Raw genomic sequence first — 12979 nt, forward strand, 5'->3', positions numbered from 1 at the left:
TTGCCCGGCACCTCCCTGCCCGGCGAGGGCCGGCGGCGCGTCTGCCTCGCCACGGACAGCGCCGAACCCTCCGGCGTGGGCACGCACCTGCTGCTGCTGGCCGAGGGGCTGGCGCTGCACGACGAGGTGGTGGTGGTGGCCCGGCACGGCTCCCCGCTGCTGCGGCGCGCCGCGTCGCTGGGCCTGCGGGTGAAGTCCTGCGGACCCGGCGAGGAGGGCGGCCTCGCCCACTGGCTGCGCGACCTGGCGCCGGAGGTGGTGCATGTCCATGCCGGCATCGGCTGGGAGGGGCATGGGCTGGCCGCCGCCGCGCGGGAGGCGGGGGTCCCCGCCATCCTGCGCACGGAGCATCTGCCCTACCTGCTGACCGACCCGGCCCAGCGGGCGGAGCATGCGGCCGCGACGGACGGCCTCGCCGCGCTCGTCTGCGTCTCCGAGAGCGCGGCGCGCAGCCATGCGGAGGCGGGGATCGACCCCGCGCGCCTCGTCGCCATCGCCAACGGCGTCCCCGTGCCGCGCCCCGCCCGCGACCCCGCCGCCCTGCGCGCGGAGCTGGGGCTGGACGGCCCCGTGCTGCTGATGGTCGGCCGCTTCACGCCGCAGAAGAACCACGCCCTGCTGCTCGACGCCCTGCCGGGGCTGCTGGAGCGGCATCCCCGCGCGACGGCCCTGCTGGTGGGCGAGGGACCGCTGGGATGCGACGTCGCCCGCGCCGTCGCCGCGCGCGGCCTCGCGGCGCGGGTCCGGCTGCTGGGCGGACGCGGCGACGTGCCGGACCTCATGGCCGCCGCCGACCTGCTGGTGCTGCCCTCCGCCTTCGAGGGGCTGCCGCTGGTGCTGCTGGAGGCGATGGCCCTCGGCCTGCCGGCGGTCGCCACCCGGGTGGGCGGCGCGACCGACGCGGTGGAGGATGGCGTCACCGGCTGGCTGGTGCCCCCCGGCGACGCGCCCGCCCTGGCCGGGGCCCTGGCCCGCGCGCTGGACGATCCGGGCGCCCGTGCCGCGGCGGGCGAGGCGGCGCGGCGCCGCCACGCGGAGCATTTCGGCGCCGCGCGCATGCTGCGCGACACCCGCGCCCTCTACGCCGCGCATGCGCCGGCCGTGCACAGGAGCAGGACCCGCTTGGACAGGCTGCGCATCGGCTTCGTGGGGGCGGGCGGCATCGCCCACCGCCATTTCGGCGTGCTGGAACGGTTCGACGACGTGGCCATCGCCGCCGTCGCGGACCCCGACATGGGCCGCGCCACCGAGGCCGCCGCCCGCTTCGGCGCCCGCGCCTTCGCGGACCACGAGGCGATGCTGGCGGCGGAGGAGCTGGACGCGCTCTACATCTGCGTCCCCCCCTTCGCGCATGGCGCGCCGGAGCGCGCCGCCATCGCGCGCAACCTGCCCTTCTTCGTCGAGAAGCCGGTCGCCATCGACCTCGCCACGGCGGAGGCCGTCGCGGCGGCGGTGGCGCGGGCGGGGCTGGTCACCTCCGTCGGCTACCACCTGCGCTCCCTCGACACGGTGGAGGAGGCGCGGGCGCTGCTGCGCGGCAACCCGGCGCGGCTGCTGTCGGGCTACTGGCTCGACGCCACCCCGCCGCCGCCCTGGTGGTGGCGGATGGACCGCTCCGGCGGGCAGATGGTGGAGCAGATGACGCACATCATCGACCTCGCCCGCCACCTGGCCGGCGAGGTGGAGGAGGTGTTCGGCATGGCCACCCACACCCCGCGCCCCGATTTCCCCGGACTCGACGTGCCCACCGTCAGCACCGCCAGCCTGCGCTTCGCCTCCGGCGCGGTGGGCAACTTCGCCGCCACCTGCCTGCTGCGCTGGAACCACCGCGTCGGGCTGCACGTCTTCGCCGACGGGCTGGCGATGGAGATGACGGACCGCGACATCATGGTGGACGTGGGCCGCGGCCGCCCCGTGCGCGGCGCCGGCGACGACCCGGTGCGCGTGGAGGATCGCGCCTTCCTCGACGCCGTGCGCGGCGGCCCGCGCGCGGCGATCCGCTGCGACTACGCCGAGGCGCTGGCGACCCATCGCGTGGTGCTGGCCATCGTGGAATCCGCCCGCACCGGCCGGCCCGTGCGGCCCGGCGCCGTGGCGGCGAGGCAGGCCGAGCATGTCTGAGCCCCGCCACATCCGCTCGCTCGGCATCGAGCGGCCGGGCCATCCCTTCTTCTTCAGCTATGACGAGGGCCCGCCCGGCGAGGGCCAGGTGCGGCTGGAGACGCTCTTCACCGGCTTCTCCGCCGGGACGGAGCTGACCTTCCTCAAGAACACCAACCCCTACCTGCACGCCCGCTGGGATGGCGGGCGCGGCGTCTTCGTCGCGGGCGAGCCGGCGCAGCGCTTCCCCGTGCCCTTCCTCGGCTACATGGAATGCGCCCGCGTCACCGAGAGCCGCGCGGAGGGCTTCGCCCCGGGCGACGTCGTCGCCACCACCTACGCCCACAAGACGGGCCACACCGCCGATCCCTTCCACGACCTGCTGGTGACGCTGCCGCCGGGGATGGACCCGCTGCTGGGCATCTGGGTCGCGCAGATGGGACCCATCGCCGCCAACGGCATCCTGCACGCCGATGCGGAGCTGCTGGGCCCCGTGGTGCCATCCCTGGGGGCGGGCCTCGCCGGCCGTCCGGCGCTGGTGATCGGCGCGGGCATCGTCGGCTTCCTCACCGCCCTCTTCGCCCGGCGTGCCGGGGCCGCGGAGGTGGTGATCGCCGACCCGTCCCCCTTTCGCCGCCTGCGCGCGGAATCCCTGGGCCTGACGGCGATGACGGAGGAGCAGGCCTGGCAGCACGCCAAGGCCCGCTGGCATTCCGGCGGCGAGCGCGGCGCCGAGGTGGTGTTCCAGACCCGTGCCGATTCCGCCAGCCTGCACGCCGCGATGCGCGCCCTGCGTCCGCAGGGGACGGTGATCGACCTCGCCTTCTACCAGGGCGGCGCCGACCGGCTGCGGCTGGGCGAGGAATTCCACCACAACGGCCTCGGCCTCCGCTGCGCCCAGATCAGCCGCGTCCCCCGCGGCCTGGGCACGCTGTGGGACCGCCGCCGCCTCGCGCAGGAGACGGTCGCCCTGCTGCTGGAGCGCGGCGCCGAGCTGCGCGCCCAGCTCGTCACCCATATCGTGCCCTTCGACGAGGCGCCCGCCTTCCTGCGCCACCTCGTCGCCGACCGGCCCGAATTCCTCCAGGTCGTGTTCCGGGTGGCGGGGTAGGCGTGGTGGCCGTGGCCCGGGGGAAAGGCGCCGCCTTTCCCCCGTACCCCCACTCCGCCAGGACCCTGCGGGCCCTGGACCCATCGAGTCTGCCGGGGACAGCCTTCGACGGGGTCGCATCGCCGGAGGTCCATGACCTCCGGCGGGATACGCCGCCTCGCTTGCTGACGGCGTGCTCCTCGGGTTCAGTTCACGGGGCGATCCCCCGCCACGCGGAGCCGGACTCCCGGCGGGGTCCGGGGCCAGCCTGTGGCCCCGGCGGAGGGGGTAGCGGGGGAGGCGGCGCCTCCCCCGGGGGACGGGCAGCGCGGTGAGCGACCCGACCCGCATCCTGTTCGTCTTCGCCTGGCTGGTCGTCGGCGGGGAGGAGACGGAGGTGCGGCATCTCGTCCGGCATCTCGATCCCCGGCGGTTCCGGATCGACGTGGTGGCCTGCTTCCGCAAGGAGGGGATGCCGGAGCAGACGCACGCGCAGCTGGAGGCGCTGGGCGTCGCCGTGGACCGGGCGCCGTACCAGCTCTCCTTCGAGGACACCGTCGCCTATCTCGCCGGGCGGCTGCCGGCCTACGACCTCGTCGTGTCCTGCCAGAACGTCGCGGATGTCTACCCGGCGCTGGAGCGGCTGCACCGCCGCCCGCCGCTGATCGAGCATGGCGGGCTGGTGTCGGAGGCCGAGGCGGGGCCGAAGCACCTCACCGCCCGCTATGTCGGCGTCTGCGCCACGATCCGCGACGCGGCCGCCGCGCGCATGCCGGGGCGGGAGCGGGACGCGATCGAGATCCCCTCGATGGTGGACACGGACGCCTTCGACCCGGCGCACCGCGCGCCGATGCGGGCCGCGCTGGGCGTGGCGGAGGGCGTGCCGCTGATCGGCTGGCTGGGCCGGCTCGACCCCAAGAAGCGGGTGGAGGACTTCCTCGACGCCGCCGCGATCCTGCACCTCGCGCGGCCGGAGGCGCGGTTCCTGGTGATCGGCGGGCCGGACGCCTTCCTGCCGGACTATGCGGTGCAGTTGCGGCAGCGGGCGGCGGCGCTCGGGCTGGACGGGGTGCTGCGCTTCCTGGGCGACCGCGCGGACGTGCCGGATCTGCTCTCGGCCCTGGACGCCTTCGTCTGGCTGTCACGCGGGGAGGGGATGCCGCACGTCATCGCCGAGGCGGGCGCGGCCGGGCTGCCGGTGGTCGCCACCCCCGACAACGGCACGCTGGAGCAGATCGCGGACGGGGAGACGGGGCTCTTCGTGCCGCACGAGGACCCGCCCGCGGTGGCTGACGCGCTGCTGCGGCTGCTGGACGATCCGGCGCTGGGCCGGCGCCTGGGCGGCGCGCTGCGGGCGAAGGTGCGGGCGGCGTATGCCGTGCGGGCCCTGGTGCCGCGCTGGGAGGCGCTGTTCGAGGAGGTCCTGGCGGAGCGCCGGCGCCCCGCCCCGACGCCCTGTCTGTTCCGCTCCTTCTTCCAGGGCGGCTTCGAGTGCTCCACCCACCGCCGCGCGCAGGACCGCGCGCGGCTGGACATGATCGCGGCCACGGCGCACGACCGCCTCGCCGCGCACGACTACGCCGCCCTCGCCGCCGAGGGCATCCTGACGGTGCGCGACGGGCTGCGCTGGCACCTGATCGAGCGCGCGCCCGGCCGCTACGACTGGTCCAGCCTGCGCGCCCAGCGCGATGCGGCGCGGGCGCGGGGGACGCAGGTGGTCTGGGACCTGCTGCACTACGGCTGGCCCGACGACATCGACATCTGGCGGCCGGAGTTCGTGGATCGCTTCGCCCGCTTCGCCGCCGCCGCGGCGCGCGAGATCGGCCCCGGCCCGGATGGCCCCGCCTTCTACGCCCCCGTGAACGAGATTTCCTTCTTCGCCTGGGGCGGCGGCGACGTGGCCTATCTCAACCCCTTCGCGCGCGGGCGGGGGCACGAGCTGAAGGTGCAACTGGCCCGCGCCGCCATCGCGGCGATGGAGGCGATCCGCCTCGTCGATCCCGCCGCGCGCTTCGTCCATGCCGACCCGGTGATCCACGTGCTGCACGACCCGTCGCGCCCGCAGGAGGTGCCGCAGGCGGAGGGCCACCGGCAGGCGCAGTTCCAGGGCTGGGACATGATCGCGGGGCTGGCCTGGCCGCAGATCGGCGGGCGGCCCGACCTGCTCGATGTCGTCGGCGTCAACTACTACTTCAACAACCAGTGGATCCACGGCGGCCCGCCGATCGATATCGGCCATCCCGGCTACCGCCCCTTCCGCGACCTGCTGGCGGAGGTCCACGCGCGCTACGGCCGCCCGGTCTTCGTGGCGGAGACGGGGATCGAGGCGGAGCGCCGCCCCGCCTGGCTCGCCTACGTCGCGGGCGAGGTCCGCGCCGCCCGCGCCCGCGGCGTACCGGTGGAGGGCATCTGCCTCTACCCCATCCTGGACCATCCCGGCTGGGATGACGGACGCTACTGCCCCAACGGACTGCTGCGCCTGGGCCCCACGGCCGCCGACAGGACGCCCGACCCCGCCCTTGCGGCCGAACTGCGGCGGCAGCAGCAGGCTATGGCAAGCCCGTCCAGGCCCGGGGCACACCCCGATCCGGCCGGTGCGATGACCTGATCCGTCGTGCTGTGGTGTTCCGGCGGCGGACTGGGAGGGGACGCCGTCCCCTCCCAGACCCTCCCCTGCCGGGGCCACAAGCGGGCCCCGGTCCCCGCTGGGAGTCTGGTGCTTCCGGTAGATGTCCGCCTGCGGGCTGAACCCTGACGGCGCGCGGACAGGCGGGACTCTGGAAAAGCGTCAAAGGCGTCAGCGAGTGCTGCGGCCGGTCCCGCCGAGGAGCATGGCTCCTCGGCGCCTCGACCCCGTCGCAGGCTGTCCCCCGGCAGCGCCGATCGGGTCCAGGGCCCGCAGGGTCCTGGCGGAGTGGGGGTACGGGGGCGAGGCGGAGCCTTGCCCCCGGGCCACGGGCGCCGGTTCGCAGTGAACGGGGCTCAGGCCAGCCCGCCGTTGATCGAGATGCACTGCCCGGTGATGTAGGCGGCGCGGTCGGAGCAGAGGAACGCGACCAGTTCGGCCACCTCCTCCGGCCGGCCGGCGCGGCGGGCGGGGACCAGCTTGGCCACCTGCTCGCGGGTCATCGCGGCGGCCACGGCGGGGCTCTCGATCACGCCGGGCGCCACGGCGTTCACCGTCACCCCGCGCGGGGCGCATTCCAGCGACAGCGCGCGCACCGCGCCGACCAGCCCCGCCTTGGCGGCGGCGTAGTTCGCCTGTCCCCGGTTGCCCATGATGGCGGAGACGGAGGACATCGCCACGATCCGTCCCCAGCGCGTGCCGATCATGGGCAGCAGCAGCGGCCGCACCACGTGGAAGAAGCCGTTCAGCGACACGTCCACCACGGAATGCCACTGCTCTGCCGACATCCCCGCCATCGGCACGTCGTCATGCGTGCCGGCATTGTGGATGATGGCCTGCACCGGCCCACCCTCCAGCAGCGCCTCGGCCGCCGCCATCGCCACCGGCGCGTCGGCGAGGTCGAAGCGCACTGCCTCCGCGCGTCCGCCGGCGGCCGCGATCTCCGCCACGACCGCCTGCGCCCGCTCCGGCGCGCCATGGGCGTGGACGATGACCGCGAAGCCCTGCGCCGCCAGCAGGCGGGAGATCGCGGCGCCGATCGGGCTGGCGCCGCCCGTGACCAGGGCGCGCCTCATGCCCGTTCGCCCGGCAGGATGATGGCCGCCTGGCCGGAGAGCAGCACCCGCCCCTCTCCCGACACCTCGAAGGCGTAGACGAAGCCCGCCGCCTCCCGCAGCACCGCGCTGGCCGAGACGCACAGCGGGCCGGCGAGCCCGTCCAGCCGCTCCGCCTCCAGCGCCACGCCGCGCAGGCTGGCGAGGTAGCCTGCGGGCTGCGCGCCCCCGCCGGTCAGCGCCCCGTGCAGCGCCATGGCTTGCAACGCGTACTCCACGCCGCAGATGGCGGGCAGCGCCCCGTCCCGGCGCAGCGGGTTGGCGGGGTCGCGGTGCGAGGTCGCGCCGCAGCGGATGGATTCCGCGTCCCAGGCCTCCACCGAAGCCAGCAGGCACATGGCGCCCTGGTGCGGCACCAGCCGGGCGATAGCCGCCGCATCCATCACGGGGCCGTCCGTCACGGGGCCAGCTCCGCCACCAGCCATGTCTCCTCGGCCAGCGGAAAGACCAGCCGCGCCGGCTCCCGCCGCGCCAGCGCTTCCAGCAGCGGCAGGGCACGGGCGATCGGGTTCGCCGCCTCCAGGGCGCGGCATGCCGCGCCGGGTTGCGCGGGCGTCCCGGGTGGGAGCGGCCCGGCGTCGTGGCGCAGGGTGAGCGCCGGTCCCTCGCCCCCGGCCGGGGTCAGCACCAGCGCCGTGGCGAAGGGCTGGGTGGTCGGGCGCACCGCATCCAGCGGCGGCGGCAGCGGCATGTCGTAGGCGCAGAACAGCACCGGCACCCGCCGCGCCGCGACCTGGGCCGCGGCGTGCAGCAGCCCGGCGGGGAAGGCGTCGTCATGCCCGCCCAGGCTGATGGAGGGCTGCGTGGACCCCGCCCCGATGCCCCAGTAGCCGGCGGCGGCATTGTGGACGGAGTTGTGGAACTGCGTCGGCGAGATCGCCCCGTCCGGCGCGTGCAGCGCCTCCAGGATGGCCCCCACCACGGCGCCGTCGCCGTTGGAGCTGGCGAACACCGTCTCCAGCGAATCCGGCGCCAGGCCGGAGGCGGCGGCCGCCTCGGCCGCGACGGCCAGCGCCAGGCGCACCGCCTGGCTGGTCCGCCGCCGCTCGGTGGGGGCGAGCAGCGCCGGCGGCGGCAGGGCGAGCGGCGCCGCCTCCCAGGGTGCGCGCCCGGCCAGCACGGCGGCGCCGCGCTCCCAGCCCTCCAGCCCGGGGCCCAGCAGCGCCACCCCGGCCACGGTGCAGCGCACCGCCCCGGGCACGGCATCGGGTGCCGCCATCACGCCCGCCCCAGCACGAGGGCGCAGTTGCTGCCGCCGAAGCCGAAGGAGTTGCTCAGCACCCGGCGCAGCGGCGCGGCGCGGTTGGCGATGGCGATGTCGGAGCGGAAGCCGGGATCGGCCTCCTCCACGCCCAGGCAGCCGGGGACCAGCCCCTCCTCCAGGCAGATCGCCGCGATCGCCGCCTCCAGCGCCCCCGAGGCGCCCAGCGTGTGCCCGGTGAAGCCCTTGGTCGAGGAGCAGGGCACACCCGTGCCGAGGAGGCGCGACACCGCCCGGTCCTCCATCGCGTCGTTGGCCTTCGTCCCCGTGCCGTGCAGGTTCACGTAGTCGATCTCCCCCGCCCCCAGCCCGGCGGCGTCCAGCGCGGCCTGCATGGCGGCGACCGCGCCCAGCCCCTCGGGATGGGGGGAGGACATGTGGTGCCCGTCGCTGCTCGCCCCCGCGCCCAGCAGATGCAGCCGGGCGCCGGGGGCCGCCTCCGCCCGCTCCAGCAGGGCGAAGCCCGCCGCCTCGCCGATGCTGATGCCGTCGCGGTCGGCGGCGCAGGGACGGGAGGGCCCCTTCGACAGCAGCTCCAGGGAATGGAAGCCGTGCAGCGTCATGCGGCAGAGCGTGTCCACCCCGCCCACCACCGCCGCGTCGCAGAGCCCGGCGGCGATCAGCACCCCCGCCTCCAGGAAGGCGCGCGCGCCGGAGGTGCAGGCGGTGGAGATGGAGATGGCGGGCCCGCGCAGCCCCAGCCGGGCGCGGACGTAGCGCGGCAGGGAGTGCAGGTCGTGGGTGCCGGCATAGTTGAAGCCGGCGGGCAGGCGTCCCGCGGCATCGCGCCGGCGATAGGCCGCCTCCGTCTCGGCGATGCCGCTGGTGCTGGTGCCCAGCACCACGGCGATCCGCGCCGGGCCGTGGCGGTCGCGCGCGGCGGCGACCGCGGCCTCGAAGCCGTCCGAGCGCAGGGCCATTTCCGCCAGGCGGTTGTTGCGGCCGTCGTAGCGGGACAGGCCGTCCGGCAGCGCCACCGCGTCTACCCCGTCCACGGCCCCCACCCAGATCCCCTCCGGCATGCCCGGCAGGGTGCAGGGGCGCAGCCCGCCCTGGCGCCCGCGCAGGGCCGACCGGGTCGCCTCCAGCCCGGTTCCCAGGGCGCTGACGGTGGCAAGGGCGGTAATGGCCAGGCGCGGCGGGGCAGGGGTATCGGACATGGCAACCCAGGGCAGGACGCGGAACGGCAGGCGGGACGGCAGCGGGGCGGGGTCATTCCAGACGGCCCGTCGCGGGACGGCAAGTCCCGCCAGGCAGAATGGCTTTGCGCCCCCGGCCGGAGGACGCCACCGTTCCAGGGCGGGGCTCCGGGTCGTTACCTCCTCATGGCCTGCGCCCCCCGATGACGCGGGCAGCCGCCATCAGCATCACGCCGAGCGCGATCACGCCGAAGGTGACGGGCGAGGAGCGGATCAGGTCGATCACCGTGGCCGGCAGCCAGGCCAGCGAGTCCCAGGCGACCCGCGGCAGCCACAGCAGGGTATCCCAGCCGACGACATAGGCGGCCACCCCGAGCGCGACGAGGAAGGTTCCGAGAGACCAGAGGCGGGAGTGCATCAGCGCGTCGTCAGCTCCATGCCGTGCGTCCGGCGGATCGGGAGACGGGCGGTACTACGTCCGGCGTCCCGCCCGCACCAGGGTGGCGGCGGAGAGCAGGATCGCCGAAACGAGCAGGCCGGCGGCCACCAGCCCGGCGGGCGTCATGCGGGCGGTCGCCGTCAGCGACACGCTGCCGCCGATCCGGAGGTTCACCTCGGCCCGCATCTCCTCCGGGTGGGTCGGGGGGACGGGCACGGTGGTGTCGCTCATCGGGCTGGCTCCTTGCTGCCCCAATCTGGGCGTCTCCCCCGTGACGCGGAAGGCGTCCCGCCGGCGCGCGCCGGTGGCCGGGGCAGGCTGGGCAGGGCGAGCTGGGCGGGGCGATTGTTGTCCTGCGGGGCGGGTTGATGCCAGGCCGGGGAATGGCCTTTCGGCCCCGGGCCGGCACGCTCCCGGTGGGCTGGGAGCCCGCGCCTGGTCCCGGCTGGCCCGGGCCTGTGGGATGGCCTAGCAGTCGTCGCCGATGGGATGGAGGGGTGCGATGCCGGGAGACTGGCAAGGACGGGATCAGGTGGCGCGGGCCTTGGAGAGCGGGGAGGCCGACCTCAAGCAACTCGTCCTCGACCTCTGGGAAAGGGTGGAGGAGTTGCAGCAACAGGTCGCCAGGCTTCAGCAGGATGCGGCCCAGATGCCCGATCCGTTCGAGGGCAACGACGACGCCTGATGCGACGCCGCCGCGGGGCCTTCCGGCGGCCGGCCGTTGGCGGAGCGGTTCGGCAGGCTGCTGGCCGACGCCACCGCCGGCGGGAATGGGCGGCGGTGTGCGGGCGTCACCGGCCGGGCCGCCGCGAAGGCGCGGCGCTCGATCCAACAGACATCCAACAGTCCAACAGAGGATCAGTCAGACGGTTCCTAAGATGCTGTTTTTCCTGATGGCGTCCCGTACGGGATTCGAACCCGTGCTGCCAACGTGAAAGGCTGGTGTCCTAGGCCTCTAGACGAACGGGACAAAGCCAGGATCGGTGCCGTGGGTCCGGCCCACCCCATCGCCGATCCGACCGGGAACGGAAGGGTTCCGGGCGGAAGGGGCGAGGCGGTGCGCCATTGCCGCGTCGCGCTGGTCCATAGCCCGGTGCTCCTCCCCTGCCTAGCCTCTCCTGCCCGCGGCACCGCGACGGCCCGCCAGGCCGGGCCCGCCGACCGGGGCCGCCCGGCCAGGGGGTTGCGCCGGGGCCGGTGCGGTGTTCTAGCCGCAGGCGGCCGTCCCGCCCGCGATCCCCGCGGCGCGGCCGGCCCCCACTGCTCTAGGGAGACCCGATGGCCCCGAGGATCCCCATGCGCCGGCGACGCCGGACCAAGGTCGTCGCCACGCTCGGCCCGGCCAGCTCCTCCCCGGAGGTGATCGAGCGGCTGTTCCGCGCCGGAGCCGATGTCTTCCGGCTGAACTTCAGCCACGGCACACATGACGGGCACGCGGCCAACATCGCCACGATCCGGGCCCTGGAACAGAAGGTCGGCCGTCCGATCGGGATCCTGGCGGATGTGCAGGGGCCAAAGCTGCGGGTCGGGCAGTTCCAGGGCGGCCGGGTGCAGCTGCAGACCGGGCAGGCCTTCCGCCTGGACCTCTCGCCGACCCCCGGCGACGTGCGCCGCGTGCGGCTGCCGCATCCGGAGATCATCCAGGCGGCGCGAATCGGCACCTCCCTGCTGCTCGACGACGGCAAGCTGCGCCTTCGCGTCACCCGCGCGCGGGAGGACCACCTGGAGACGGAGGTGGTGGTGGGCGGGCCGCTGTCGGACCGCAAGGGCGTGAACGTGCCCGACGTGGTGCTGCCGATCCCGGCGCTGACGGCCAAGGACCGCGCCGACCTCGACTTCGTGCTGCCGCTGGGCATCGAATATGTCGGCCTGTCCTTCGTGCAGCGGCCGGAGGACGTGGCCGAGGCGAAGGCGATCGCCGCCGGCCGCGCCTGGATCATGGTGAAGATGGAGAAGCCCCAGGCGGTCGATAACCTCGACGGCATCCTGGCGCTGACCGATTGCGTCATGGTCGCGCGCGGCGACCTGGGCGTGGAATGCCCGGCCGAGGACGTGCCGCTGATCCAGAAGCGCATCGTCCGCGCCGCCCGTGCCCGCGGGCTGCCCGTGGTGGTGGCGACGCAGATGCTGGAGAGCATGATCTCCGCCCCCGCCCCGACCCGGGCCGAGGCGTCGGACGTGGCGACGGCGGTGTTCGACGGCGCCGATGCGGTGATGCTCTCGGCCGAGACCGCCGCCGGCTCCTACCCCTTCGAGGCGGTCAACATGATGGACCGCATCCTCTATCGCGTGGAGCAGGATCCGGGCTGGCGGGCGCTGACCGACGCCGCCCGGCCGGAGCCGGAGGCAACCAGCGCGGGTGCCATCGCCGCCGCCGCCCGCCAGGTCGCCGCCACCATCGGGGCGCAGGCCATCGCGACCTTCACCTCCACCGGCTCCACCACCCTGCGCGTGGCCCGGGAGCGGCCCTCCGCCCCCATCATCGGGATGACCGATACGGAGGCGACGGCCCGCCGCATGGCCGTGGTCTGGGGGGTGCACCCCCTGGTCAGCCCCCCGGTCCATACGATGACGGAGATGGTCAACCGCGCGCTGCGGGCCGCCAGCAGCGAGGGCTTCGTCACCCCGGGCGACGAGGTGGTCGTCACCGCCGGAGTGCCCTTCGGCACCCCCGGCACCACGAATGCGCTGCGGGTCGCGACGGTGGCGCGGCCCGGGGCCCGCGTCGCGGCGCCCTCCGCCGCCTCGACCGAGCCGCAGGGAGATTCCGGCTGATGTTGCGTTCCCTTCTCGGCGCCGGGCTGCTGGCCGCCACCCTGGCGGCGGCACCGGCGCAGGCCCAGCGGCCGGGACTCTACGACGTGGCGGGGGTCTCCCCGGGCGGGGAGGCGTATCGGGGTGTGCTGGCGCTGCGCCAGGTGGGCCTCGCCTCCTGGGCGGTGCTCTGGGAGACGGAGGGCGGACGCTTCGAGGGCTACGGCATGTCCTCGGGCAATACCTTCGCGGTGGGCTTCACCGTGGCGAACCGGCCTGGCGTGGCGATCTACACCATCCTGCCGAACGGCAGCATGACGGGGCAGTGGACGCTGATCAGCAGCAGCGAGATCGGGACGGAGACCCTGACGCCCCGGAACGAAGCACCGCCCGCCCCGCGTGCTGCGCCGGCGCAGCCAGGCGGGGCCACGGGGGGGCAGGGAGCACCGCGGCGG

At 75.2% G+C, this 12979-nt stretch carries 12 protein-coding genes and 1 tRNA gene (1 of these 13 running past the window's edge); 6 read left to right on the forward strand and 7 right to left on the reverse strand.

The annotated features are described in order from the left end of the window. From LPC08_RS22445 to LPC08_RS22455, 3 genes are all read left to right on the forward strand, one after another. Complete coding sequence (locus LPC08_RS22445) at nt 1-2121, forward strand: glycosyltransferase (RefSeq protein ID WP_230450447.1); 2121 nt, start codon at nt 1-3, stop codon at nt 2119-2121. Beyond that, complete coding sequence (locus tag LPC08_RS22450) at nt 2114-3211, forward strand: zinc-dependent alcohol dehydrogenase (RefSeq protein ID WP_230450448.1); 1098 nt, start codon at nt 2114-2116, stop codon at nt 3209-3211. Before LPC08_RS22445 ends, LPC08_RS22450 begins: the two co-directional genes overlap by 8 nt. A 310-nt stretch (nt 3212-3521) precedes the next feature. Beyond that, complete coding sequence (locus tag LPC08_RS22455; protein WP_230450449.1) at nt 3522-5798, forward strand: glycosyltransferase family 4 protein; 2277 nt, start codon at nt 3522-3524, stop codon at nt 5796-5798. Between the two features lie 374 nt (nt 5799-6172). On the opposite strand, the gene fabG is transcribed toward LPC08_RS22455, so the two are convergent. The 6 genes from fabG to LPC08_RS22485 all read right to left on the reverse strand — a co-directional run bounded on the left by fabG (nt 6173) and on the right by LPC08_RS22485 (nt 10001). Further along, nucleotides 6173-6892, reverse strand: coding sequence for a 3-oxoacyl-ACP reductase FabG (fabG, locus tag LPC08_RS22460; protein ID WP_230450450.1), 720 nt, complete (start codon nt 6890-6892; stop codon nt 6173-6175). Further along, nucleotides 6889-7332 carry a hotdog family protein gene (locus LPC08_RS22465; protein ID WP_230450451.1) on the reverse strand — a complete coding sequence of 148 codons (444 nt, stop codon included), beginning with the start codon at nt 7330-7332 and terminating at the stop codon, nt 6889-6891. Before LPC08_RS22465 ends, fabG begins: the two co-directional genes overlap by 4 nt. Continuing rightward, nucleotides 7329-8150, reverse strand: coding sequence for a beta-ketoacyl synthase chain length factor (locus tag LPC08_RS22470; RefSeq protein ID WP_230450452.1), 822 nt, complete (start codon nt 8148-8150; stop codon nt 7329-7331). Before LPC08_RS22470 ends, LPC08_RS22465 begins: the two co-directional genes overlap by 4 nt. Next, nucleotides 8150-9352, reverse strand: a complete 1203-nt coding sequence (locus LPC08_RS22475) for a beta-ketoacyl-[acyl-carrier-protein] synthase family protein (protein ID WP_230450453.1) — start codon at nt 9350-9352, stop codon at nt 8150-8152. Before LPC08_RS22475 ends, LPC08_RS22470 begins: the two co-directional genes overlap by 1 nt. Nucleotides 9353-9515: 163 nt before the next feature. Continuing rightward, complete coding sequence (locus tag LPC08_RS22480) at nt 9516-9749, reverse strand: hypothetical protein (protein ID WP_230450454.1); 234 nt, start codon at nt 9747-9749, stop codon at nt 9516-9518. Nucleotides 9750-9803: 54 nt separating this feature from the next. Then, entirely contained in the window at nt 9804-10001 is a 198-nt protein-coding gene (locus tag LPC08_RS22485) for a hypothetical protein (protein WP_230450455.1), read from the reverse strand. Between the two features lie 271 nt (nt 10002-10272). Between LPC08_RS22485 and LPC08_RS22490 the strand changes: the two genes are divergently transcribed. Next, entirely contained in the window at nt 10273-10455 is a 183-nt protein-coding gene (locus LPC08_RS22490) for a hypothetical protein (protein ID WP_230450456.1), read from the forward strand. Between the two features lie 209 nt (nt 10456-10664). Here LPC08_RS22490 and LPC08_RS22495 read toward each other — a convergent pair. Then, nucleotides 10665-10740, reverse strand: a tRNA-Glu gene (locus LPC08_RS22495). Nucleotides 10741-11066: 326 nt separating this feature from the next. On the opposite strand from LPC08_RS22495, the gene pyk reads away from it, so the two are divergent. Next, a complete protein-coding gene (gene pyk / locus LPC08_RS22500; RefSeq protein WP_370643266.1) occupies nt 11067-12545 on the forward strand; it encodes a pyruvate kinase in 1479 nt (492 codons plus the stop codon). Continuing rightward, nucleotides 12545-12979: the 5' portion of a hypothetical protein gene (locus LPC08_RS22505; protein ID WP_230450458.1), read on the forward strand. Its footprint extends 6 nt past the window's final position; the window shows 435 of its 441 coding nt (coding positions 1-435); it begins with the start codon at nt 12545-12547; its stop codon lies beyond the right edge, outside the window. Before pyk ends, LPC08_RS22505 begins: the two co-directional genes overlap by 1 nt.

Source organism: Roseomonas sp. OT10 (assembly GCF_020991085.1).
GTDB lineage: Bacteria > Pseudomonadota > Alphaproteobacteria > Acetobacterales > Acetobacteraceae > Roseomonas > Roseomonas cutis.

Bases quoted from the DNA above. Each gene is read 5' to 3' on its own strand.
- LPC08_RS22485 (WP_230450455.1), bottom strand. From the start codon at position 10,001: ATGAGCGACACCACCGTGCCCGTCCCCCCGACCCACCCGGAGGAGATG.
- LPC08_RS22480 (WP_230450454.1), bottom strand. From the start codon at position 9,749: ATGCACTCCCGCCTCTGGTCTCTCGGAACCTTCCTCGTCGCGCTCGGG.
- LPC08_RS22490 (WP_230450456.1), top strand. From the start codon at position 10,273: ATGCCGGGAGACTGGCAAGGACGGGATCAGGTGGCGCGGGCCTTGGAG.
- fabG (WP_230450450.1), bottom strand. From the start codon at position 6,892: ATGAGGCGCGCCCTGGTCACGGGCGGCGCCAGCCCGATCGGCGCCGCG.
- LPC08_RS22475 (WP_230450453.1), bottom strand. From the start codon at position 9,352: ATGTCCGATACCCCTGCCCCGCCGCGCCTGGCCATTACCGCCCTTGCC.
- LPC08_RS22450 (WP_230450448.1), top strand. From the start codon at position 2,114: ATGTCTGAGCCCCGCCACATCCGCTCGCTCGGCATCGAGCGGCCGGGC.
- LPC08_RS22470 (WP_230450452.1), bottom strand. From the start codon at position 8,150: ATGGCGGCACCCGATGCCGTGCCCGGGGCGGTGCGCTGCACCGTGGCC.
- pyk (WP_370643266.1), top strand. From the start codon at position 11,067: ATGCGCCGGCGACGCCGGACCAAGGTCGTCGCCACGCTCGGCCCGGCC.